This is a genomic window from Actinomadura sp. WMMA1423 (assembly GCF_006547145.1).
Taxonomy (GTDB): domain Bacteria; phylum Actinomycetota; class Actinomycetes; order Streptosporangiales; family Streptosporangiaceae; genus Spirillospora.
The window spans coordinates 5262107-5285746 of sequence record NZ_CP041244.1 but is presented as its reverse complement, the minus strand read 5'-3'; the positions used below and the strand labels follow the sequence as shown (position 1 = coordinate 5285746).

Genomic DNA, 23640 nt, shown 5'->3' with positions numbered 1-23640 from the left:
CGGAATTCGGATCATCTGCCGGAGGATGGTCGGTCCGCGGGAGGAGGAGTGCACAGAGAACAGCACATACTCTGAGCGGATGCGGGCTGGGGAGTTGCGGGGGATCTTGCGGGGGCGGGATTTCCGGCGGCTGTACGGGACGCGGCTCGCCTCGCAGTTGACCGACGGCGTGTTCCAGGTGGCGCTCGCGGGATACGTGTTCTTCTCGCCGGAGCGGCAGACGACGGCGACCAAGGCGGCGGCCGCGTTCGCGGTGACGCTGCTGCCCTACTCGGCGCTCGGGCCCTTCGCCGGGGTGTTCATCGACCGGTGGCGGCGGCGGCAGATCCTCGTGTGGACGCCCGTGCTGCGCGCGCTGCTCGTGCTGCTCGTCGCCGGGCTCGTGGCGGCGGGGCAGGACGGGCTCGGCTTCTTCCTCGGCGTGCTCGTCGCGCTGGGCGTGAACCGCTTCTTCCTCGCCGCGCTGTCGGCCGCGCTCCCGCACGTGGTGCGCCGTGACCAACTGGTCACGGCGAACGCGTTCACGGTCACGTCCGGGACGGTCATCGCGTTCGCGGGGGCGGGCGCCGGCTACGGGCTACGTCGCGCCTTCGGCGCCGGGCACGAGGGGACGGCCCTGATCCTCGTGGTGGCGGCGACCCTGTTCATGCTGGCGGGGCTGATCGCGACCACGCTGCCCAAGGGCCTGCTGGGTCCGCACCGGACGGCCGAAGGTGCTTCGCCCGAGACGTCCGCCCCAGCGGTCGCGCAGGCGGCCAAGGCGGGCGCGGTGTCGTCGACGTCGGACGCGCCCTCAAGGCAGGGGCCGCCCATGCTGGACGTGCCAGGTCCTTCGGATCCGGCGGATGCGTCCCCCGCAGCGGCCGCGGCGGCGTCGGACGCGCCAGCGAGGCCAAGGGCGTCCATGTCGGACGCGTCTGGCGGGGCGGTGTCGGGTGCGGCGGGAGTGCCTACGTCGCGTCGGGCGGACGTCGCGGAGGGACCCGCGGTGGCGGCCGAGGACGCGGGGGCCGGGGTCTCGGATGCGCCTCGGGTCGTCGAGGTGCTCGGCGGGGTGCTCAGCGGGCTCGCGGACGGGGCGCGGCATATCGTGCGGCGGCCGCAGGCGGCGCTGGCGCTCGGCGCGATCTCGTTCCACCGCTTCCTGTACGGCATCGTCCTGATCATGACGCTGCTGCTGTGCCGGAACCACTTCGCCGGCGACCCCGACCGGGGGCTGGAGACGTTCGCGCTGATGCTCGGGGTGTCCGGCGCCGGGTACTTCGCGGCGGCGCTGGTCACCCCGCCGGTGGTGCGGCGCATCAGCAAGCAGGCGTGGGTCGCGTGGCAGCTCGGCGGCGCGGCGGTGGGCCTGCTCGTGCTGGGCATGCCGTTCTCGGAGCGCCCCTGGGCGGCCGGCGCCTTCCTCCTCGGCGTCGTGTCGCAGGGCGTCAAGCTGTGCGTCGACACGACGTTGCAGGAGACGATCGAGGACGCCTACCGGGGACGGGTCTTCGCCGTCTACGACATGCTCTTCAACGCGACGTTCGCCGCTGCCGCCGCCGCTGCCGCGACCTGGCTGCCCCCGGACGGCCGCGCCGGCCTCACGCTGCTCGCGGTGGTCGTCGCCTACGGAGCGGGCGCCGTCGCCTACTGGACCGCCGCGTCCCGCATGCGGCGCCGTCCCGCGCCCGCCCTGCGTTAGAACGACTCCGCTATGGCCTGGAGGGCGGCGGCGATGTGGTGGACCTCGTCCTCGGTGCACACGTACGGCGGCATCGTGTAGACGAGCTTGCCGAAGGGCCGCAGCCACACGCCGTGCGCCATGGCGATCTCCTGGACGGCCCGGACGTCCACCGGCTCCCGCGCCTCCACCACGCCGATCGCGCCGAGGACGCGGGCGTCCGCCACCCCGGGAAGGTCGCCCACGCCGTCGAGCTCGCTGGTCAGGACGGCCTCGATGGTGTCGACCTCGTCCCGCCAGTCGCGCGAGAGGAGCAGGTCGACCGAGGCGGACGCGACGGCCGCGGCCAGCGGGTTGGCCATGTAGGTGGGCCCGTGCATCAGGACGCCGGCCTCGCCGGAGGTGATGCCCTCGGCGACGCGGTCGGAGCACAGCGTCGCGGCCATCGTCATGTAGCCGCCGGTCAGGGCCTTGCCGAGGCACATGATGTCCGGGACGACCTCGGCGTGGTCGCAGCCCCACAGCTCGCCCGTCCGGCCGAACCCGGTGGCGATCTCGTCCAGGATGAGCAGCAGGCCGTGCTCGTCGGCGATGTCGCGGAGCGCGCGCAGGTACTCGGGGGCGTAGAAGCGCATGCCTCCGGCGCCCTGGACGATCGGCTCCGCGATGATCCCGGCGAGCTCCCCGGCGTGCTTCTCGGCGAGATCGGCCAGCCCGGCCAGGTACGCCTCGTCGGGTCCTTCGTTGTAGCCGAGCGGGGGCTCGGGCGCGAAGACGTGCTGGCTGAGGACGTCGGTGAACATGTGGTGCATCCCGTTCACCGGGTCGCAGACGGCCATGTCGCCGAACGTGTCGCCGTGGTAGCCGCCCCGGACGGTGAGGAGCCGGCGCCGCTCCGGACGCCCCTGCGACCGCCAGTACTGCAGCGCCATCTTGATCGCGACCTCGACCCCGACGGATCCGGAGTCGGCGAAGAAGACCTTGGTCAGCGGCTCCGGGGTGATCTCGACCAGCCGCTCGGCGAGCCGGACGGCGGGCGGGTGCGTGAGCCCCCCGAACATCACGTGCGCCATCTTGCCGAGCTGCCCGGTGACGGCGGCGTTCAGCTTCGGGTGGTTGTAGCCGTGCACGGCCGCCCACCAGGAGGACATGCCGTCGATCAGCTCGGTGCCGTCCGCGAGGGTGAGCCGCACCCCGGCCGCCGACACGACCGGCAGCGCGGGCACCGTCGCGGGCATCGGCGCGTACGGGTGCCAGATGTGCTCGCGGTCGAACTCCTGCATGCGCTCGGCCTCGCGGGGGCTCATCCGTCCCAGCTGGAGCGGGATCATTCGCCCTCCTCCTCGGCGGTGGGGGCGCCGACGCCCTCGGCGGCGGCCCAGCGGCGCAGCTCCTCGGCCGCGGCCTCCTTGCCGATCATGCCCTGGTCCAGGCGGAGGTCGAGGAGGAACTTGTAGGCCCGCCCGACGAGGGGCCCGGGGGCGATGCCGAGGATCTCCTGGATCTCGTTGCCGTCGATCTCCGGGCGGATCGCGGCCAGCTCCTCCTCCTCGGCCAGCCGCTCGATCCGCACCTCCAGGCCGTCGTAGGTGCGGCGCAGCCGGTCGGCCTTGCGCTTGTTGCGGGTAGTGCAGTCGGCGCGGGTCAGCTTGTGCAGGCGGGACAGCAGCGGCCCGGCGTCGCGGACGTAGCGGCGGACCGCCGAGTCCGTCCACTCGCCGGTGCCGTAGCCGTGGAACCGCAGGTGCAGCTCCACCAGGCGGGAGACGTCGGAGATGACGTCCTTGGGGTAGCGCAGCGCGGTCAGCCGCTTGCGGGTCATCTTCGCGCCGACGACCTCGTGGTGGTGGAACGAGACGCGCCCGCCCGGCTCGAACCGGCGGGTCTTCGGCTTGCCGATGTCGTGCAGCAGCGCCGCGAGCCGCAGCACGAGGTCGGGGCCGTCCTCCTCCTGCGCGATCGCCTGCTCCAGGACGATCAGCGAGTGCTCGTAGACGTCCTTGTGCCGGTGGTGCTCGTCGATCTCCAGCCGCAGCTTCGGCAGCTCGGGCAGGACGTGCGCGGCGAGCCCCGTCTCCACCAGCAGCGCCAGGCCCTGCCGCGGGTACCGGCCGCAGAGCAGCTTGGACAGCTCGTCCCGGACGCGCTCGGCCGACACGATCTCGATGCGGCCCGCCATGTCCTTCATCGCGCGGACGACGTCGGGCGCGACGGTGAAGCCGAGCTGCGAGGCGAACCGGGCGGCGCGCATCATCCGGAGCGGGTCGTCGCTGAAGGAGTCCTCCGGGCGGCCGGGCGTCCGCAGCACCTTGCGCTGCAGGTCGGTGAGGCCGCCGAACGGGTCGACGAACTCGTGCCCGGGCAGCCGCGCCGCCATCGCGTTGACGGCGAAGTCGCGGCGGCGCAGGTCCTCCACGAGGGACGTCCCGTAGGAGACCTCCGGCTTGCGGGACTTCGGGTCGTAGGACTCGCTGCGGTAGGTGGTGATCTCCAGCTCGACGCCGTCCTTGCGCAGGCCGACCGTGCCGAACTCGATGCCGATCGTCCAGTGCGCGTCCGCCCAGCCGCGGATGAGCTCCAGGGTGCGCTCGGGCGGTGCGTCGGTGGTGAGGTCCACGTCCTTGGTCGGACGGCGCAGCAGCGCGTCCCGGACGGGTCCGCCGACCAGCGCCAGTTCGTGACCGGCCGCCGCGAACCGGGCGCCGAGCTCGTCGGCGACGGGCGCGATCCCGCGCAGCAGCTCGGCGATCGCGGGGCGCCGCGAGGACTCTGGGGTCACGTTCTGGTCAGGCACGGCCATCGAGCGTATTTCCTTGGTTGACGGGCTGACAAAGGAGTTTCTGGTGAGCACGGGGGTCCGCGCGGGAGTCCTTTCGGGGCCGAAGGAGGACGGAGCCCTTCTCATGCCGCGATCCCCGGGTTACGTTTCGGGCGTCCCGACGACGCTCCGCGCGACCCGGTGAGCCTCCCGTACGACAACGGTAGCGGGATCCAAAAGGGCCACGGTCCGCCGCACGTGCGGTTGAGGCGCGTCGCGAGGGTCCGAGTGCCGTGCGGCGGGGATTAGACCAGCCGTTCTGGGTATGTGGGGACTTCCCCCGCATGTGCGCGAAGCATGAGCCACAGGGAGACCAGATCCGGGGGATGAGCGGGGCGCGCCCCGCGGGACGGAGCCGAACATGAAGGACGCTCTCACCATCCACCGAGCCCTTCTCGGGTGGGAGACGGCGCATGAGATCGTGCGGCTGCGCCTCGCCATGTCCCGGGCGGACGAACTGCCCAGGGCGCTCGGCCTGCCGTCCGACCGGTGCCTGGTGACGCGCGTCTACTCCTGCGAGGGCGGCACCCGCGGCCGGCACTTCCTGGCCGGGGCGATCGTGCCCGCGGGGCGGTGGCCGTCCGCCGAGGCGGTCCGGCTCGCCGTCGGCGCCCGGAGCGTCCGGCACGCGCACGCGGACGTGGTCAACGCCGTGACCGAGTACGCCGCGGGCCTGGTCTGCCCGATCCTCCTGCCGGACTCGATGCCCCTGCTGATCGACCGGAGCCTCGTGGACGGGCCCCACGCGGGCGACATCGTCTACACCGCGACCGGCGAGGCGTCCACGGCGCTCGGCATCAAGGCCGACGTCCTGTACTCCCTCTGCCGCGCCGAACCCGTCGACCTCCTGGCCTCGCGCGCTCCAGGTCTGGACCACGCGACGACCTGAGAGGCCCGTCCGGCGCCGCCGCGCCGGACGCCCCCGGGGCCGCCGCGGCCGGCGGCGCCCGGCAACGCCATGAACACCGACGGACTAACATCGGGGCCGTGGTGCGGGAAATCTACGCCCGCCGTCCTCAGCCTGTCCTCGCGTCGCCGGACGGCCTGCGGACGGGCCCGGCGTGAGGGCGGACACGGCGTGAGGGCGGTCGGACGCGCGTTGGCGCTGGCCGCGCTAATGCCCTGTCTCGCGATGGCGGCCGCCCCGGCCATGGCGTCCCCCGCCGGGGCCCGGACGCGGACCCTCGCGAAGGCCCCCGCGCGCGTCCCCGAGGCGGCTCAGGCACGAGCCCAGGTGGCGCTCGCGGTCACCAAGATCACCCCGAAGACCGTCACCGCGACATCCAAGATCGAGATTTCGGGGGCGGCGCGGAACCGCGGCGACCACGCCCTGGACGGCCTCACCCTGCGGCTGCGCTACAGCGCCCAGCCCGTGACCAGCCGGAGCCAGCTCGACCAGCTCGCCTCCGGGCAGCAGACCGCGCTGCCCAACGTCGCCCCGCAGCAGCAGCCGCTCGCGCAGGCGTCCAGGCCCGGCGTGACCCAGGGCTGGAGCTTCCGGACCACCGCGCGGCAGCTGGGCCTGCGCGCGCCCGCCGCCACCCCCGGCGTGTACCCGATGCGCGTCGAGGTGCTGAACTCCGCGCAGCAGGTCGTCGGCGGCCTGACGACCTTCCTCACGCTGATGCCGAAGCAGCGCAGCTTCAAGCCGGTGGCGGTCGGCTGGGTCCTGCCCCTGGCCGACCGGATGCACCGCGCCAACGACCGCACCTTCATCGACGACGACCTCAGCAAGGAGCTGGCGCCCGGCGGCCGGCTCCACAAGCTCGTGGACGCGGCCGCCACCACCGACGCGCCGGTCACCTGGGCCATAGACCCGGCGCTGCTGGACGACGTGCGGCAGATGGCGTCCGGCGCCTACTACGTCAAGGCGCCCGGAGCCAGGAAGGGCGTCCGCAAGGAGAAGAGCACGGTCGCGGCGACGTGGCTCACGGCGCTGAAGAACGCCTCCAAGGGCGACCCCTACTTCGTCCTCCCCTACGGCGACCCCGACGTCACGGCGCTCGTCAGGCGCAAGTCGACCCGCGACATCGGCGTCGCGTTCGACGAGCGGAACACCGGCCTCGTGGCGGAGGTCCTCGGCCGCCGGCCCGACGCGCACATCGCCTGGCCGGCGTCCGGCGTCGGCGGGCCGGGCACGCTCGAACAACTCGCCAAGTACGCCCTGAAGGACGGCGGGTCGTTCCTGATGGGCAGCTCGCAGTTCGAGAACCCCGCGACGGGGGCGCTGCCGAACGCGACCACCGCGCTCCAGACGCAGCGCGGCACCAAGAAGGCGCTCCTCTACGACCAGACGATCACCCAGATGCTCGACGAGGGATCACGCTCGGCCTCCCGGGCGCTGCTGAGCGAGCAGCGCTTCCTCGCCGAGACCGCGATGATCGCGGCGGAGGCGCCGAGCGTGCCGCGGACCGTCGTCGTCGCCCCCGACCGCCACTGGGACCCCGCCGACGGGCTCGCCAAGAACCTGCTGACCTACACCAAGGCCGCGGCCTGGCTGCGCGAGGTCCCGCTGCGCTCGGTCGAGGCCGCCCAGCCTCAGGCCCGCGCCTTCCACGGCTACTCCGACGACTACGAGAAGTACGAGCTCGGCGACGTCCACCTCGACCAGACCCAGGCGATCGCGAAGCGCGCGGCGACGTTCCAGGCCGTGATGACCGGCCCGGTCAAGATCTCCTACGAGCGCGCCGTGCTGCGGCTGGAGTCGGTCGCCTGGCGGACGTCGCAGGGGCGCGCCAAACGGGCCCGCAAGGAGCTGGAGGACGAGCTCAGGGAGGACATGCACCGGGTCCGCGTCGTCCCCCCGAAGAACAGGCGCGTGCTCATGGGGGGCAGCTCGGGCAAGCTCCCCGTCCTGGTCGAGAACCGCCTCAACGACCAGTCCGTAAAGGTCAAGCTCGTCGTGACCTCCGAGAACACGGCCAAGCTCCAGCTCGGGGGGCTGGAGCCCGACGACGCGGTGATCGAGCTCGGGCCCGGGGAGCGGGCCCAGCGGTGGATCCCCGCGCAGGCGGCCGGTAACGGCAACTTCGGCGTCCACCTCGATCTGCAGATTCCCGACGCGGGCGGCCGGACGTACGGTGACGGCGAGACCATCACGGTCGTCGTGACCGGGTACGGGCGGCTCGCGCTGCTCATCACCGGCGGCGGACTTGCCGTACTCTTCGTGGGCGTCGGAGTGCGGGCCATCAGAGCGAGGCGCCGCCGGAAAGCGGAGGCAGCCGGTGACGGGTCGACCGGAATGGGATCGGCAGGGACAGGGGAACCGGGGAGCGGGCTCCCCGGCCCCGGGTTCCCAGGGCCCGGGGTACCCGCCGCCGAGTACTCCGGGCCCCCAGGGGCAGGGGTACCCGCCGCAGGGGAATCCCCAGGGGTACCCCCAGGGACGTCCGCCCCAGGGTCCGGGCCCTCAGGGGCCGCAGGGGCCGACGGGCAGGCCGGGTATGGGGCCGGGCCCGCAGGCGCCAGGCCCGAGGACCCCGCCGCAGTACCCGGCCCCGCCGCCGACGGGCATGCCGCCGGGCGCGGCGAACATCGCCGCCGAGACGGCGGTTGACATCCCCCTCCCCGGCGTGAGCCCGCCCGGCGCCGACACCACGGTCGTGGACGCGCGCCCGGCCGAGGAGGGCAAGGGCTCGTCCGGAATCCTGAAGTCCGGCGCGATCATGGCGGTGGGCACCCTCGCGTCCCGCGTCACGGGGTTCCTGCGCACCGCCGTCATCGTCGCCGCGCTCGGCACCGGACTGCTCGCCAACGCCTACAACACCGCCAACACCATCCCCAACCAGATCTACGACCTGCTGCTCGGCGGCATCCTCACCAGCGTGATCGTCCCGCTGCTGGTGCGGGCCAAGCAGCGCGACCGGGTCGCGGGCGAGCAGTACGAACAGCGCGTGTTCACCCTCGCGGTGATCGGCCTCGGCGTCCTCACCATCGTTTCGGTGCTGCTCGCGCCGCTCTTCATCGACGTCCTGGCGGGCAGCTACAGCGGCGACCAGCGCGCGGTCGCCGTCCTGTTCGCGCGGTTCTTCCTGCCCCAGCTGTTCTTCTACGGCGTCGGGGCGTTCGCCGGGGCCGTCCTCAACACGCGCGGCAGCTTCGGCGCGCCGATGTGGGCGCCCGTCCTGAACAACATCGTCGTGATCGCGGTCGGCGGCGCGTTCCTCGCGATCACCACCGGGAAGGTCACCCCGACCAGCATCTCCGACCAGCAGCTCATGCTGCTGTCCATCGGCACGACCGGCGGCATCGTCCTGCAGACGGTCGCGCTGTGGCCGTCCCTGCGCCGTGTCGGGTTCCGGTGGCGGCCCCGGCTCGACTTCCACCGCGGCGAGCTCGGCGAGGTCGGGCGGATGGCCGGCTGGACCCTGGTGTACGTCGTCGCCGCCCAGACCGCGTTCGCCGTCGTCACCGCGCTGACGAACCGGGCCGGGAATCTCGCGTCCGGCCAGGGGCTCGGCGAGGGCTACGGCTACACCCCGTACTTCAACGCCTACCAGCTCTTCCAGCTGCCCTACGCGATCGTCGGGGTCTCGGTGATCACCGCGCTGCTGCCGCGGATGAGCCGGTTCGCCGCCGAGGGCAAGACCGCCGACGTGCGCGCCGCCTTCTCCAGCGGCCTGCGGCTCTCCTCGGTGATCATCATGCCGGCGGCGGCGCTGATGCTGGTCCTCGGACCGGAGATCACCACGGTGCTGTTCGCGCACGGCAACACGAGCGCCGCCGACGCGCTGGTGATCGCGCGCGTCATGCAGATGTTCGCCATCGCGCTCGTCCCGTTCTCCATCTACCAGCTGATGCTGCGGGTCTTCTACTCCTACGGCGACACCCGGACGCCCGCACTGATCGGCCTGGTCGTCACCACCTTCAACATCGCCATGGCGTTCACCGCCTACAACGTCCTCGACGTCAAGTGGATCGTGGTCGGCATCGCGGGCGGGTTCGCGATCACCAACCTGGTCGGGACGGTCACCTGCTGGCTGGTGCTGCGCCGCAAGCTCGGCGGCATGGACGGGCGCCGCGTCATCGGCGGCCACCTCAAGCTGCTCGTCGCGATCTGGCCGCTGATCGGGTTCGCCTACGCCGCGCACACCGTCGCCGACGCGCTGGGCGGCACCGACACGATGCTGCCCGCGCTGGCCACGCTGATCGCCGGTTCCGTCGGCGGCGGGCTGCTGTACCTGCTCTTCGCCAGGTTGATGCGGGTGGAGGAGATCCAGACGACCATCGCCACGTTCGCGCGGCGGCTGCCGGGGCGGGCAAAGTAAAAAAGGACGCGCGGCGATAAGGCGGCCACTCGCGTGAGTAACCACTACCATGTGGGGGACTACGGCTTGCGGGGCGACACCCTGAGAAACGCAAAGAGGAGGGTCGGAGGCGTAAGCTGCCACGCCACGAACATGGGATCTGACCACCTGTGCAGGACGTTGCCGTGAGCACGTCAGTCATCGAGCCCGGCACGCGTCTCGCCGGCCGCTACAGGCTCGAGGAGCGCATCAGCGACTCGGGCGGCTCGTCGCTCTGGAAGGCCATCGACGAGATCCTCGCGCGGGCGGTCGCCGTCCGCACCTTCGACCCCGAGTTCCCACGGATCGCCGAGGCGGTCACGTCCGCGCGGTCCGCCAGCCGGCTGACCGACCCCCGGCTCACCCAGGTGTTCGACGCCGACGACTCGGGCGAGAGCGCCTACATCGTCAGCGAATGGGTGGCGGGCGAGCCCCTGGAGGGCATGCTCGGCAAGGCCCCGCTGGAGCCCGGGCGCGCCGCGACCCTGCTGTACGAGGCGTCCGAGGCGATCGCCGCCGCGCACGCCGCGGGGCTCTCGCACCTGTGCCTCACCCCTCGCGACCTGGTCTGGACGACCGGCGGCACCGTCAAGATCCTCGGCATCGCCACCGACGCCGTCCTGTGCGACCGGCAGTCCGACGACCCCGCCGCCGAGGACGTCCGCGGCCTCGGCCAGATGCTGTACGCGGCGCTCACCGCCCACTGGCCCGGCGACGAGGAGGGCTCCGCCCTGCCGGCCGCGCCGGCGTCCGACGGCGTCCCGCACGCGCCCCGCCAGGTCCAGGCCGGCATCTCGCACGCGATCGACGCGATCGTCTGCCGCTGCCTCGGCATCGGCGCGGGTGAGCCGCTCACGTCCCCCGCCGAACTGGCCAAGGCTTTGCGCGGCGTTCCGCGCACCCCGCTGCCGTTGTTCGCCGGGCTCGGCCACGCCCCGCCCGCGGCCCCGCGCCAGACACCGCAGCGGCGCCCGTCGCCTCCGCCCCCGCCCCCGCCCCCGCCCCCGGCGGCGACGCAGCCGCAGCGGCAACAGGCGCTCGAACCGCCCGCGGCCTCACACGTCCCGCCGCCGCGTGCGCGCGCCCAGCGACACGCCGCTCCGCCTCCGCCTCCGCCGTCCTCGTCCACCCGGACGACGCCCGCGCACAGCCACGGCGGCCCCAAGCTCCCGGCCAACCGCGCCCTCATCGGGGTGGCCGCGGCCGCGCTGACCGTCATCGTCGGGCTCGGCGCCTGGGCGCTCTCCGGCCCCGGCGGCGGCGAGCCCAAGGGCGGCGGCGACCCCACCGGCAAGACCCAGACGAGCGCACCGTCCAAGCCGTCCGTCGTGAAGCTGTCCGCGCAGCACGTCACGGCCGCCCAGCAGTCGCTCCCCGGCCACATGGACACGTCGATCGGCAAGGGCCTCGAGTCCCTGACCGACGGTCGGCCCAGCGGCTCCTGGGAGACCCAGAGCTACAGCGGCGCCGACTTCGGCAACTACTCCAAGGGCATGGGCGTCCTCCTCGACATGGGCAAACCCGTGAAGGTGGCCCAGGTCAAGATCTACGCTCCGGTGAGCGGCGGGACGCTCCAGGTCAGGGTCGGGAACTCGCAGACTCCTGGCGATCTGAAGCGTGTCGGGGAGCAGACGCCGAGCGGCGGCGAGGTCACCGTCACCGCGAATTCGCAGGCCACGGGCCAGTACGTGCTCGTCTGGTTCACCAAGCTGCCCAGTGACCGGTTCAAGGGGCGGCTCGGCGAGGTCGCCGTCTACGGGACGGCAAGCTGATCACGTTCCGGTTAGGGCCGGACATGAGCTGTGACGTGGAGCGGCGCATGTCTGTATCGTGCCTGTGAGCAGATTGTCCCCTCGCCCCCAGGAACCCGTGGTGCCTACCTCAGCAGCCGGTCGCGGACGCCCGGCGCCGGCCGGGCGTCCCGAACGAGAAAGCGGTCGCTCATGACGTCGGTGAGCATGCGTCGCGTAGGCGAAGTTCCCGACAAGGAGCTCCTCGCCCGGCACGCCCAGGGGGACCCGCACGCCTTCGCCGAACTCGTGCACCGCCACCGCGACCGCATGTGGGCGGTCGCGCTGCGCACTCTCGGCGACCCGGAGGAGGCGGCCGACGCGCTGCAGGACGCGTGCCTCTCGGCCTTCCGCGCCGCCGGACGGTTCCGCGGGGACGCCGCCGTCACCACCTGGCTGCACCGCATCGTGGTGAACGCCTGCCTCGACCGCATCCGGCGCAAGTCCGTCCGGCCGGCGACCCCGATGGGCGACGACGCGACGTTCGACGCCGTCGCGCCCAAGATGCCCGACCCGACCGACGCGCACGGCGTCTCCCTCGACGTCCGGACCGCCCTGGAGCAGCTTCCGTTCGAGCAGCGGGCCGCCCTGATCCTGGTCGACATGATGGGCTACTCCGTCGACGACGCCGCGCAGGTCATGGAGGTCCCGCCCGGGACGATCAAGAGCCGGTGCGCGCGGGGCCGGGCCCGGCTCGCGCCCCTTCTCGTCCATCACCGGAACCGACGCGAACCCAGGAACGTCGGAGGTGTGGAAGGAGGTGGCATGCCAAAGTGAACCCCGCACACCTCGACTACGACGTCTTGGCCGACCTGGCCGAGGGACTTCTCGAAGACGACGAAGCCGCCTCCGTCAACGCACACCTCGAAACCTGCGCCGACTGCCGTGAACTGTCCGCCGACCTTGCGGACGTCTCCCGGATACTGGCGGAGGCCCCGATGCCGCCCATGCCCGCCGAGCTGGCCGAACGCATCGACACCGCCCTCGCGGCGGAGTCGATGCACACCGCCACCGTGGCGAGCCTGGAGCAGCGGCGCGGAAGGCGGCATTGGCGGATACTGTCGGCGGCCGCGGCGACGGTGGCCGTGCTCGGCGGCGGAGCGACGGTCGGCAAGATCGCGCTGGACGACGCGAGCAGCAGCGACAGCGCGGCGCACCAGCCGGCCGCGCAGCGCACCCTGACCGATCCCGGGTCCGGTGCCGGCTCCGGGGTGCCCAAAGTCGCCCCGGACGCGCCGGAACCGGCGTTCAGGGTCGCGCACAGCGGCACCGACTACCGGTCGGGCTCGCTCGGCGAGCAGGTCGGCGGTGTCGTCGTCGGCGCGCAGAAGACGCGCACCGAGGGCGCGGCGCAGCCGGGCGCCCGGCTGCGCGGATGCGTCACGGGCGTCGCGGGCGCGCAACCGCCCCTGCTCGTCGACCAGGCGAGATACGAGGGAAAGCCGGCGATCATCATCGCCGTGAACGGTGACGAGCCCGGCAAGCGAAACATCTGGGTCGTCGGGCCCGACTGCTCCCCGCAGGCCCACCACCTGCTGAAGCAGCTGAAGAACGCCTGACCCGCCAAGCCCCGAACCGGGCACCCACCTGCGTGAAGGCCATGGACGGCCGACCCCGTCCATGGCCTTTCAGGTGACGCACGGGTCCCCTGTGACGGCCTCTCCCTATGGGATGCCGCACCCTCAAGGGAAGTTCGAGCGGCATCGCCAGAAATGTCAGCCTCACCACCGGGCTCCCGCTACCGCCCCTTCCCCGGGCTTCCGGGACGCGGCGGTCGGGGGCGTCAGAGGGTGGCCAGGAACTCCAGAGCCGTCGTCCAGGCGCGCTCGGCCGCGTCGGCGTCGTAGTCGGGCAGGTCGGGGTCGGTGAACAGGTGGCCCGCACCGCGGTAGCGGAACACCTCCACATCCGCTCCCGCCTTGCGCATCTGCAGATACCACGCGTTCAGCCAGTCGGCGGGCTCCCAGGTGTCGGGGTCGGCGACGTGCAGTTGCACGGGAATGTCGGTGGCCGCGTCGTCGGCTATGTCGGACGTGCCGTGCATCAGCAGCAGTCCGCCCGCGTTGGCGTCGGCGAACGCGAGGTTCTGGGCGATGGAGCCGCCGAGCGAGAACCCCGCGTAGACGAGCCCGCCCTCCCCGATCAGCGGCGCGGCCGCCACGACGCCGCGGCGCAGCAGCTCGTCCCGCCCGATCTCGTCCTTGATCTTGAGCCCGGCCTCCGCGTCGTCGACGACACGCCCGTCGTAGAGGTCGGGGACGTGCACCTCGTGCCCGGCCGCACGGAGCCGGTCGGCCGCCTGGTGCACCGCGGGCCGCAGCCCGTACATCGAGTGGAAGAGCAGAATGCGTGCCATGCGCCACAGCCTAGAGCGGCGCGGAGGCCCCGGCCGCTGGTGGACGGCCCGGCGCCGCGTGCCGGGGAATCAGCGGGCCCTAGGATCGGTTGACGCGACTGTGAGGCCGGGTCGTGCGGCACCGACGGCCAACGAGGAGAGGCAAGAACTGTGAGCGACGTCCGTAACGTCATCATCATCGGATCGGGCCCCGCGGGCTACACGGCCGCCGTCTACGCGGCCCGCGGCGACCTGAGGCCGCTGGTGTTCGAGGGTTCGGTGACGGCCGGCGGTGCGCTGATGAACACCACCGACGTGGAGAACTTCCCCGGCTTCCCCGACGGGATCATGGGCCCCGACCTGATGGACAACCTGCGCAAGCAGGCCGAGCGCTTCGGCGCCGAGCTCATCACCGACGACGTCACCGAGGTCGACCTGACCGCCGACCCGAAGGTCGTCAAGGTCGGCGACGAGACCTACCTCGCCAGGACCGTGATCGTCGCCACCGGCTCCGGGTACCGCGAGCTCGGGCTGCCGGACGAGAAGCGCCTGTCCGGGCGCGGCGTCTCCTGGTGCGCCACCTGTGACGGCTTCTTCTTCCGCGAGCAGGACATCGCCGTCGTCGGCGGCGGCGACACCGCCATGGAAGAGGCGATCTTCCTGACCAAGTTCGCCCGCTCGGTGACCGTGGTCCACCGGCGCGACGAGCTGCGCGCGTCCAAGATCATGCAGGACCGGGCGTTCGCCAACGAGAAGATCAAGTTCCTGTGGGACAGCGAGGTCGCCGCGATCCACGGCGACGACCGGGTGACCGGGGTGACCGTCCGCAACACCAGGACCGGCGCGGAGTCCACCCTGGAGATCACCGGGCTGTTCATCGCGATCGGCCACGACCCGCGCAGCGAGCTGTTCGCCGGGCAGCTGGAGACCGACACCGACGGCTACCTGCTGGTCGACGCCCCCACGACGAAGACCAAGATCCCCGGTGTGTTCGCCTGCGGCGACGTGGTCGACCATATCTACCGGCAGGCCATCACCGCCGCCGGAAGCGGCTGCTCGGCCGCCATCGACGCCGAGCGCTGGCTGCAGGACCGGGACGCCGCCGAGACCGTCCCGCAGGCCTGACCGTCCCGCGGGCCGCCAGCCCCACCACCGGCCTGACCGGCCCGCGGCGCTGACATCACCATCGGCCGCCGGCCCGGCGGAGACGCCGGGCCGCGCCGCGATGGGCTGCATCGGGCGGGGGAGTGTCCCCGCCCCACGCGAGAACCGAAGGAGACCGATGAAAGCCGTGACCGACGCCGACTTCGCGTCCGAGGTGCTGGAGAGCGACAAGCCCGTTCTCGTCGACTTCTGGGCGGAATGGTGCGGCCCCTGCCGGATGGTGGCGCCGATCCTGGAGGAGATCTCCAAGGAGCACGGCGACAAGCTCCAGATCGTCAAGCTGAACATCGACGAGAACCCGCTGGTCCCGCAGCAGTACGGCGTCATGCAGATCCCGACGATGAACGTCTACAAGGGCGGAGAGGTCGTCAAGCAGATCATGGGCGCCAAGCCGAAGGCCGCCCTGATGAGGGACCTCGCCGAGTTCATCTGAGCTTCCGGCGCGCCTCCCGTCTCCCGCGGCGAGCGCGAACGTGGCCCGCACTCCGGTCCGGAGTGCGGGCCACGCGTCGTTCAGAGCGCCTCAGACGGGCCGTAGCGCCCCTTCCGGGGTCATGGACCCCAGGAGTCGTTCGAGGGCCACCTCGACGTCCTCACGCCACGACAGGGCCGACTTCAACTCCAGCCGCAGCCGCGGGTAGCGGTGGTGCGGCCGGACGGTCTTGAACCCGACCGACAGCAGGTAGTCGGCGGGCACCATGCACCCGCCCTCCTCGCCCTTCAGGTCGCCGAACGCCTCGATCGCCTTCACGGCGCGGCGCGTCAGGTCCTTCGCGACGCCCTGGACGAGCATCCGGCCGATGCCGCCGCCGGAGAACTCCGGCAGGACGTGCGCCGTCATGAGCAGCACGGCGTCGGCGCTCACCGGGCTCGTCGGGAACGCGACGGACCGCGGCACGTACAGCGGCGGCGCGTACATCACGAACCCCGCCGGGACGTCGTCCACATAGACGATCTTGCCGCAGCTGCCCCACTCCAGGAGGGTCGAGGAGATCCACGCCTCCTTCTCCAGGCCCGCGTCGCCGCTCGCCTGGGCCCGCTCCCGGCTCACCGGGTCCAGCTCCCAGAACACGCAGCCGCGGCAGCGGTGCGGTAGATCATCAAGGTTGTCCAGCGTGATGTTGACGAGACGACGCGACACCGGGTCGGCACCCCCTGCTGCGATCCTCGCCCGCCGGCCTGGACCCGTGGCGGCGGAAGTTCCCGGCAACAATCCGGGACCCGCGGGCATCGTATCGGACAGGAGTTTCCCCATCGCCGCGGCACGCCACACCCGGGCGCCCCGCCTCGGCCGACATGACGTAGTTTGCAGGGAAGCCGATCGCCCCGGAGGTGCCTCGTGGAACAGCACTCGCGTACGGATGCCTATGCCGACCGCTACGCCGCCCGCGCCGCCGGCATGGTGCCGTCGGAGATCCGGGCCCTGTTCGCGATGGTCGCCCGCCCCGAGGTCGTCTCGCTCGCGGGCGGCGCGCCCTACGTCTCCGCGCTCCCCCTCGACGCCGTCGGCCGGATGATCGGCGAACTCGTCGCCGGCAAGGGCGCCGAGGCCCTCCAGTACGGCTCCGCGCAGGGCGACGAGCAGCTCCGCGAGCACATCTGCGAGGTCATGTCCCTGGAGGGCGTCCAGGCGTCCGCGGACGACGTGGTCGTCACCGTCGGCGCCCAGCAGGCGCTCGACCTCATCACGAAGATCTTCGTGGACCCGGGCGACGTCGTCCTCGCCGAGGCCCCGTCCTACGTGGGCGCGCTCGGCACGTTCGCCGCCTACCAGGCCGACGTGGTGCACGTGCCGCTGGACGAGGGCGGCCTCATCCCCGCCGCGCTGCGCGAGACCCTCGCGCGCCTCCGTGCCCAGGGCCGCCGGGTCAAGTTCCTCTACACCGTCCCGACGTTCCAGAACCCCGCGGGCGTCACCCTCACCACGGCCCGCCGCGCCCAGATCCTGGAGATCTGCGCCGAGTACGACGTGCTGGTCGTCGAGGACAACCCGTACGGCCTCCTCGGCTTCGACGGCGAGCCCATGCGGGCCCTCCGCGCCGACGACGCCGAACGCGTCATCTACCTCGGCTCGTTCTCCAAGACGATCGCCTCCGGGCTCCGCGTCGGCTGGGTGCTGGCCCCGCACGCCGTCCGCGCGAAGCTCGTGCTGGCCGCCGAGTCCGCGATCCTCTGCCCGTCGAACTTCTCGCAGCTCGCCGTCCGCGAGTACCTCACGACCCAGCCGTGGCGGGAGCAGATCAAGGACTTCCGGGAGCTGTACAGGGCCCGCCGTGACGCGATGCTGGAGTCCCTTGACCAGCTCATGCCCGACGGTTGCACGTGGACGCGTCCCGCGGGCGGGTTCTTCGTCTGGCTCACCCTCCCCGAGGGCCTGGACGCCAAGGCGATGGCCCCCCGCGCGATCGCCGAGCGCGTCGCCTACGTCCCCGGCACCGGCTTCTACGCCGACGGCACCGGCCACCGGCACATGCGCCTGTCGTACTGCTTCCCCGAGCCGCACCGGATCCGTGAGGGCGTCCGCCGGCTGGCCGGGGTGGTGGAGCAGGAGATCCGCCTCCTGGAGACTTTCGGAAGGACCACTGGCGGCGTCACCACCGGCGTGCAGACGCCGGGTCCCGGCATCGTCTGACTGTTTCACGTGAAACGAGGGGCACCTTGGAACTCGGGCATGTCGTCGTCCTCGCCGGGGGACTCTCCTACGAGCGGGAGGTCTCCCTCCGATCCGGCCGACGCGTCGCCGACGCGCTGCGCGCCCGCGACATCCCGGTGGAGCTCCGCGACGCCGACGCGACACTCCTGGACTCCCTGACCGACGATCCGCCGGACGTCGTCTTCCCCGTCCTGCACGGCGCCGCGGGAGAGGACGGCTCGATCCGCGACGTCCTGGAGCTCCTGGGCGTCCCCTATGTAGGCGCGCGACCGGACGCATGTCGTGTCGCCTGGGACAAGCCGACCGCGAAGTCCGTCGTGCGCCGCGCGGGCCTGCGGACGCCCGACTCCGTCGCACTGCCCAAGGAGGTCTTCCACGACCTCGGCGCGGCGTCCGTCCTGGACCAGATCGTCCGGGGGCTCGGCCTCCCCCTGTTCGTGAAGCCGACCCGTGGAGGCTCGGCTCTCGGCGCCTCCGTCGTCCACGAGGCGTCCGACCTGTCCGCCGCCATGGTCGGTTGCTTCGCCTATGGCGACGCCGCCCTCGTCGAGCGCTACGTCGGCGGCACGGAGGTCGCGGTCAGCGTCATCGAGCGCGACGGCACGCCGACCGCCCTCCCCGCCGTCGAGATCGTCGCCCCCGGCGGCCGCTACGACTACACGGCCCGCTACGACGCCGGCGACACCGAGTTCGTCACCCCGGCCCGCCTCACCCCCGAGGCGACCGCCCGTGCCACCGCGGCGGCCGTCACCGCCCACCGCGCCCTCGGGCTTCGCGACCTCTCCCGTACCGACCTCATCGTCTCTCCCGACGGCGAGGTCCACTTCCTGGAGGTCAATGTCGCCCCCGGCATGACCGAGACGAGCCTCTTCCCAAGGGCCGTCAGCGTCGCCGATCTGGACATGGGCGAAGTCTGCGAGTCCCTCCTCCAGGCCCACCTCCGCTAACCTTCCCGGCCATGCCCGTCCGGGGCGTAGCGCGCCCTCCAAGCCGTTTCACGTGAAACCCTTCCGTCCACCCGGCGACCGCACGGTAGACGCCCCCAGGGCCGCTCGGGGCGTCGCCGCCGCCAGCGGAGCCCGCTCATGGATCTTCCACGCCGGATAGGTGGGGAGCGCTACCTCCTCCAGCCCCACCGAGCCGACCCCCGGCTACGAACAGCGCTCGCGCTCCCGGAGATGGATCTAGGGAGTGTCTTTGCGATGTCCTGGCTCGCGCCTGGGTGCATCGTCAACGAATCCCAGCGGACCGCCGTGCAGGCCATCCACCCCTGTTTCACGTGAAACGAGCCCCCGCCCGGCTCAGCAAGCCGCCCTGAACCACCCCCGATCCCTGGGGGACATTCACCTCAACGGATCAGGGCCCTTCGCCCCTACGCCCCCCGTCCCCTCGGGCCCGAGCATGGATCAAGCTCGCGACCCGGATGGGCAAGTGCCAGGAGGGGACTCGCCATGTTCTTTCAGAACCGCGTTGTCAATCCCGTCGTGGGACGGCTGCTGCGCTCATCTCTGCACCGCATGCTGAGCGGTCGCGTCGCCCTGATCACCGTCACCGGTCGGAAGACGGGCAACACCTACAGGTTCCCGGTCATGTACGTGCGCGCTGAAGACGTCCTCTATGTGCTCGTCGGGCAGCATGACCGCAAGACCTGGTGGCGCAACGTCCGTCGTCCGGCTCCCGTTCGGCTGCTCATCGCCGGCCACCGGCTGGACGGCACAGCCGCCGTCCTGGAGGGCTCGGAGGCGAACGCCGCCAAGAAGGCGTATCTCGCCAGATTCCCCAGAGCCGCGACCGCCGTCACCCAGGACACGCCGGTGGTACGGATCAGCCCATGTTCCAAGTCTCCCGACAAGCACCTCGCCACCGCCGAATCCCGACCTCCTGGTACAGCGAGCCAGAGATTCCGCGACTTGCCGAGGAGCACATCCCGGAACCGAGCCCATGGGAGGCACGGGCGAAGTACTCCCTGACGGGTCCCAGGTCCGGTCCGAGGGCATACGGGGCGCACATGAGCGACGTCACCCCGCCCGCCACGGAACAGTTCTCCAGCGGACGTCGGTCGATCACGTCCGTCGGTTGATCAGGGGATGACGAGGGTCGGAGGTGCGGAAGAGCCGCTAGAGACTGCGCCACCACACGGAAGGCGCTCGCCTAATGACCTGGCAGCTCTCAGGGCAGAGGGCAGGATGTTGTTTCACGGGAAACATCGGGAGCCGGGGTTGGAATGAGACGCGCCCCGGACCGTGGCGGTCCGGGGCGCGTCGGGCGGCGTGGGGCCTCTAGGAGTCGCTCACTCCTCCGTCTTCGGGGGCCATGGACTTGATGATGCGGTCCAGGTCCTCCAGCGTGGCGAACTCGACGACGATCTTTCCCTTGCTGCGGCCCATGTCGACGCGGACCTTGGTCTCGTAGCGGTCGGAGAGGCGGTCGGCCAGCTCCTTGAGGCCCGGGGCGACCGGCTTCTTGCGGCGGCCCTGGCGCGGCGCCTTCGGTTCGTCCTCCACCTCGCGGAGCGCGATCATCTCCTCCAGCGCCCGGACGGAGAGGCCCTCCTGGACGATCCGCTGCGCCAGGTGCTCCTGAGCCTCCACGCTCTCGAGGGAGAGCAGCGCGCGGGCGTGGCCCGCGGACAGCACCCCGGCGGCCACCCGGCGCTGGACGGCCGGCGGCAGGTTCAGCAGGCGGAGCGTATTGGTGATGTGCGGACGCGACCGCCCGATCCGGGTGGCGAGCTGCTCGTGGGTGGCGCCGAAGTCCTGCAGGAGTTGCTGGTACGCGGCCGCCTCCTCCAGCGGGTTGAGCTGCTGCCGGTGGAGGTTCTCCATGAGCGCGTCACGGAGCAGGTCGTTGTCGCCCGTGTCGCGGACGATCGCCGGGATGACGTCCAGGCCGGCCATCTGGGACGCGCGCCACCGCCGCTCGCCCATGATCAGTTCGTAGTCGTGCTCCTCCGAGGGGGAGCGGCGCACGACGATCGGCTGAAGCAGCCCGACGATGCCGATCGACTCCGCGAGCTCCTCCAGAGCCTGCTCGTCGAAATGCTCGCGCGGCTGGCGCGGGTTCACCGTGATGGAGCGGACGGGCAGTTCCGCGAAATGGGCTCCGGCGACCGGCTCGAGCGCCGGTGCGGGAGCGACCGTGCCGTCAGAGACGGGACCGCCGGGAAAGCCCGGCTCACCCGCGCCGTTGGGCTCGGCGGACGTCGGCGTGGGCGGAGCGGTGGGGATGAGGGCACCGAGGCCCCGGCCCAGCCCGCGTCGCTGCTGGCTCACTGGACAGCTCCTCCGTGGGCCATCTCCGAGGCGGCCTCGCTGTAGGCGAGGGCGCCGCTCGAACCGGGGTCATAGGTCATGACGGACTGCCCGTAGCTGGGAGCCTCGGACACCCGGACGCTGCGGGGAATCACCGTGTTGAGGACGACGTCGCCGAAGTGGTGCCGGACGTCCTCGGCGACCTGCGCGGCGAGGCGGGTCCGGGCGTCGTACATGGTCAGCAGGATGGTGGACACCCTCAGTTTCTGGTTGAGGTGCGCCTTCACGAGGTCGACGGTCCGGATGAGCTGGCCGAGGCCCTCCAGCGCGTAGTACTCGCACTGGATCGGGATGAGCAGCTCATCGCCGCCGACGAGGGCGTTCACCGTGAGCAGGCCGAGCGACGGCGGGCAGTCGATCAGCACGTAGTCGAACTTCTCGATGTCGTAGGAGTCCAGCGCGCGCCGCAGGCGCGACTCGCGGGCCACCTTGGAGACCAGTTCGATCTCCGCGCCGGCGAGGTTGAGGGTCGCCGGCGCGCAGTAGAGGTTGGGGATCTCCGGCGCCGGGACGATGATGTCGGCCAGCGCCATGTCCTCGATCAGCACGTCGTAGATCGACGGGACCTCGGCGTGGTGCTCGACGCCGAGCGCGGTGGACGCGTTGCCCTGCGGGTCGAGGTCGACCACCAGCACCTGCGCGCCGTGCATCGCGAGGGACGCGGCAATGTTCACCGAGCTGGTGGTCTTGCCGACGCCCCCCTTCTGGTTGGCGATCGTGATGACCCGGCATCTGTCGGGCCGCGGCCACTCCCGCTCCCTGCGGCCCGGCATCGTCTTGAGCGCGGTGCCGGCTGTTTCACGTGAAACCTTGGCGTCCCGCAGCGCCTCTCGCACGAGTTCTGACTCCCCCTGAGTTGGTCCGCTGCGCGGCCTCGGCGCCTGCGCGCCGGCGTTCGTCGGCACGTAGCCGACGTTCTCCGCGGTCCCGGACGTCGTGTTTCCCCACATCGCGTGCCCGGAAGGCGCGGTGCCCGAAGACGAGCCCGGCTCCTGCCCCGTCCCACCGGAGGCGGGCGCCTGCGCGCCCTCGTCCGCACCGGGCCCGCCGGGGCCGGACGGCTGTTCGTCGGGGGATTCGTCGGCGCGGTCAGGCCTGCCCAGTCCTGGTCCCGTGCTCATGAAGACCTCTTCCTCGACCCTTTGGCGCGCCGGGGGGCGCGCTGCCGTCGCCCGACAACCGCTTCTCGGCCGGCGACCACACGGACGAGTGTTGTCGGCGGGTCGACCATACCGCGCCCGACTTGCAGCAGTTCCGTCGAGCGCACCCCGAACCGCTTGAGCACCGGTTCCGCCTCCTCCAACTCGGCCCCGGCCCGTTCCCCCTTGAGCGCGAGGAGTTCGCCGCCCGGCCGAAGGAGCGGAAGCGCCCATCGCGCCAGGCGTTCGAGCGGCGCGACGGCGCGTGCCGTGGCCACGTCCACCGCGAACTCGTCGGACACGTCCTCGGCCCGGGCCCGCCGGACCTCGACGTTCCGCAGGCCGAGCAGCTCGACGCACTCGTTCAGGAACGTCGTGCGCCGGAGCAGCGGCTCCAGCAGGGTGATCCGCAGGTCGGGCCGGACGATGGCCAGAACGATACCGGGGAGCCCCGCACCCGACCCGATGTCGACGACCTGGGCTTCCTCCGGTACGGCCTCCGAGACCACCGCGCAGTTGATCAGATGCCGTTCCCAGAGCCGGTCGGCCTCGCGCGGCCCGATGAGCCCGCGTTCGACCCCGGCCTCCGCGAGGAACGCCGCGTAGCGCTCCGCGACCGGCAGCGCGTCACCGAATACCTCCCGTGCAATCCCCACCAGACGAATCGTTCCACAAAACCCGGGGGCGCCGTACACACGAAACGTTCCCCTGGTGAACGGGGGTCTTCCGTGGGCGGACCCTTGCGTTATGGCAAGAACCACATGACCCGCCCGCATATTCGCCGAGCGTGGGGTAGAGCTGCGGTGTCGCCCGTCCGTCCCCCGGAAGGAGCTCCGACACATGGGAATCGGAGTCAGTCTCGCATTCATCGCCCTTGGGGCGATTCTGGCGTTCGCCATCCGCGTTGACCTCAGCGGCCTCGACATCCACATGGTCGGTTGGATCCTGATCCTGGTCGGACTGATCAGCATGGGATTCACGCTCAAGTACACCCGGCCGCGCCGCGCCGCCGGACGTGTGGCCGGGGCCGATCCCGCCTACGGGGACGAGCCCGGGACCGTGGTCCGCGAGGAGCACATCATCGAGGACCCGCCGCCGCCCGGTGGCCGCCCGGCCGAGCGGGTCGAGCGCGTCGTGGAGCACCCCGCGGACACCGGGGTCACCCACAGCGGCCATCCGCAGGACCCGGCGTACGCGCAGGATCCTGCGATCCAGAACGACCCGGCGATCCAGAACACCACCGGAGTCGGCGGCGCCGACGTCCCGCGCCGGCGGTGGCGCCGGACCGCCCGGCGGTAGTACCGAGAACCTGCTCGGTGTGCCAGGGCGGCGGTGCACACCGAGCTCCCCGGGGCCCCGCGTCGGCCAGGGCGCGGGGCCCTCTCACGTCCAAAGGAAGATCGCCCTACCCGCCCCGCGCCCCATCGGCCCATACAACTCAGCGGCCCCGTCACCCCGTGATCGGACGATAACCACACCTCT

General features: G+C 71.9%; 20 protein-coding genes. 13 read left to right on the top strand and 7 right to left on the bottom strand.

All coding sequences use genetic code 11. The features are described from left to right. The first annotated feature begins 79 nt into the window (after nucleotides 1-79). Nucleotides 80-1684, top strand: a complete 1605-nt coding sequence (locus FKD65_RS24510) for an MFS transporter (RefSeq protein WP_141579706.1) — start codon at nucleotides 80-82, stop codon at nucleotides 1682-1684. Here the strand turns inward: FKD65_RS24510 and FKD65_RS24505 are convergent. Together FKD65_RS24505 and FKD65_RS24500 are read right to left on the bottom strand one after the other, a co-directional pair. Next, nucleotides 1681-2994 carry an adenosylmethionine--8-amino-7-oxononanoate transaminase gene (locus FKD65_RS24505; RefSeq protein ID WP_141579705.1) on the bottom strand — a complete coding sequence of 438 codons (1314 nt, stop codon included), beginning with the start codon at nucleotides 2992-2994 and terminating at the stop codon, nucleotides 1681-1683. The two genes, FKD65_RS24510 and FKD65_RS24505, sit on opposite strands and share 4 nt — an antisense overlap. Beyond that, a complete protein-coding gene (locus FKD65_RS24500) occupies nucleotides 2991-4463 on the bottom strand; it encodes a CCA tRNA nucleotidyltransferase (RefSeq protein WP_141579704.1) in 1473 nt (490 codons plus the stop codon). The genes FKD65_RS24505 and FKD65_RS24500 overlap by 4 nt, the downstream gene beginning before the upstream one ends. A 379-nt stretch (nucleotides 4464-4842) precedes the next feature. Here FKD65_RS24500 and FKD65_RS24495 point away from each other — a divergent pair, with 379 nt between their 5' ends. From FKD65_RS24495 to FKD65_RS24470, 6 genes are all read left to right on the top strand, one after another. Then, nucleotides 4843-5370 (top strand): aminoacyl-tRNA deacylase, encoded by a 528-nt coding sequence (locus FKD65_RS24495; protein ID WP_141579703.1) that lies wholly within the window; start codon nucleotides 4843-4845, stop codon nucleotides 5368-5370. 69 nt (nucleotides 5371-5439) lie between these two features. Then, entirely contained in the window at nucleotides 5440-8037 is a 2598-nt protein-coding gene (locus FKD65_RS24490; protein WP_302931546.1) for a DUF6049 family protein, read from the top strand. A gap of 16 nt (nucleotides 8038-8053) precedes the next feature. Next, a complete protein-coding gene (gene murJ, locus FKD65_RS24485) occupies nucleotides 8054-9748 on the top strand; it encodes a murein biosynthesis integral membrane protein MurJ (RefSeq protein WP_240810353.1) in 1695 nt (564 codons plus the stop codon). Nucleotides 9749-9912: 164 nt separating this feature from the next. Further along, entirely contained in the window at nucleotides 9913-11538 is a 1626-nt protein-coding gene (locus FKD65_RS24480; RefSeq protein WP_141579700.1) for a protein kinase family protein, read from the top strand. Between the two features lie 186 nt (nucleotides 11539-11724). Next, nucleotides 11725-12333, top strand: a complete 609-nt coding sequence (gene sigM, locus FKD65_RS24475) for an RNA polymerase sigma factor SigM (RefSeq protein WP_141579699.1) — start codon at nucleotides 11725-11727, stop codon at nucleotides 12331-12333. Beyond that, a complete protein-coding gene (locus tag FKD65_RS24470; protein ID WP_141579698.1) occupies nucleotides 12330-13115 on the top strand; it encodes an anti-sigma factor in 786 nt (261 codons plus the stop codon). Before sigM ends, FKD65_RS24470 begins: the two co-directional genes overlap by 4 nt. Nucleotides 13116-13339: 224 nt before the next feature. Here FKD65_RS24470 and FKD65_RS24465 read toward each other — a convergent pair whose 3' ends face one another. After that, complete coding sequence (locus FKD65_RS24465; RefSeq protein ID WP_141579697.1) at nucleotides 13340-13912, bottom strand: dienelactone hydrolase family protein; 573 nt, start codon at nucleotides 13910-13912, stop codon at nucleotides 13340-13342. Nucleotides 13913-14062: 150 nt separating this feature from the next. Between FKD65_RS24465 and trxB the strand changes: the two genes are divergently transcribed. Together trxB and trxA are read left to right on the top strand one after the other, a co-directional pair. Beyond that, the gene (gene trxB / locus FKD65_RS24460) at nucleotides 14063-15016 is read left to right on the top strand and encodes a thioredoxin-disulfide reductase (RefSeq protein ID WP_141579696.1); all 954 of its coding nucleotides are present in this window, start codon (nucleotides 14063-14065) and stop codon (nucleotides 15014-15016) included. Between the two features lie 157 nt (nucleotides 15017-15173). After that, entirely contained in the window at nucleotides 15174-15488 is a 315-nt protein-coding gene (gene trxA / locus FKD65_RS24455; RefSeq protein WP_141579695.1) for a thioredoxin, read from the top strand. A 90-nt stretch (nucleotides 15489-15578) separates the two neighbouring features. On the opposite strand, the gene FKD65_RS24450 is transcribed toward trxA, so the two are convergent. Next, nucleotides 15579-16196, bottom strand: a complete 618-nt coding sequence (locus FKD65_RS24450; protein WP_141579694.1) for a GNAT family N-acetyltransferase — start codon at nucleotides 16194-16196, stop codon at nucleotides 15579-15581. A gap of 198 nt (nucleotides 16197-16394) precedes the next feature. Between FKD65_RS24450 and FKD65_RS24445 the strand changes: the two genes are divergently transcribed. The 3 genes from FKD65_RS24445 (at nucleotide 16395) to FKD65_RS24435 (ending at nucleotide 19678) form a co-directional block, all read left to right on the top strand. Then, entirely contained in the window at nucleotides 16395-17687 is a 1293-nt protein-coding gene (locus FKD65_RS24445) for a PLP-dependent aminotransferase family protein (protein WP_240809581.1), read from the top strand. 26 nt (nucleotides 17688-17713) lie between these two features. Then, nucleotides 17714-18655 carry a D-alanine--D-alanine ligase gene (locus FKD65_RS24440; RefSeq protein ID WP_141579693.1) on the top strand — a complete coding sequence of 314 codons (942 nt, stop codon included), beginning with the start codon at nucleotides 17714-17716 and terminating at the stop codon, nucleotides 18653-18655. A 504-nt stretch (nucleotides 18656-19159) separates the two neighbouring features. Then, entirely contained in the window at nucleotides 19160-19678 is a 519-nt protein-coding gene (locus tag FKD65_RS24435) for a nitroreductase family deazaflavin-dependent oxidoreductase (protein WP_141579692.1), read from the top strand. Between the two features lie 309 nt (nucleotides 19679-19987). Here FKD65_RS24435 and FKD65_RS24430 read toward each other — a convergent pair whose 3' ends face one another. From FKD65_RS24430 to rsmG, 3 genes are all read right to left on the bottom strand, one after another. Further along, nucleotides 19988-20980, bottom strand: coding sequence for a ParB/RepB/Spo0J family partition protein (locus tag FKD65_RS24430; RefSeq protein WP_141579691.1), 993 nt, complete (start codon nucleotides 20978-20980; stop codon nucleotides 19988-19990). After that, nucleotides 20977-21792: a ParA family protein gene (locus FKD65_RS24425; protein WP_141587045.1), complete on the bottom strand. Its 816-nt coding sequence runs from the start codon at nucleotides 21790-21792 to the stop codon at nucleotides 20977-20979. The genes FKD65_RS24430 and FKD65_RS24425 overlap by 4 nt, the downstream gene beginning before the upstream one ends. A gap of 344 nt (nucleotides 21793-22136) precedes the next feature. Beyond that, nucleotides 22137-22814, bottom strand: a complete 678-nt coding sequence (gene rsmG / locus FKD65_RS24420; protein WP_141579690.1) for a 16S rRNA (guanine(527)-N(7))-methyltransferase RsmG — start codon at nucleotides 22812-22814, stop codon at nucleotides 22137-22139. A gap of 184 nt (nucleotides 22815-22998) precedes the next feature. Between rsmG and FKD65_RS24415 the strand changes: the two genes are divergently transcribed. Beyond that, a complete protein-coding gene (locus tag FKD65_RS24415) occupies nucleotides 22999-23457 on the top strand; it encodes a DUF6458 family protein (RefSeq protein ID WP_141579689.1) in 459 nt (152 codons plus the stop codon). Nucleotides 23458-23640 lie beyond the last annotated feature (183 nt).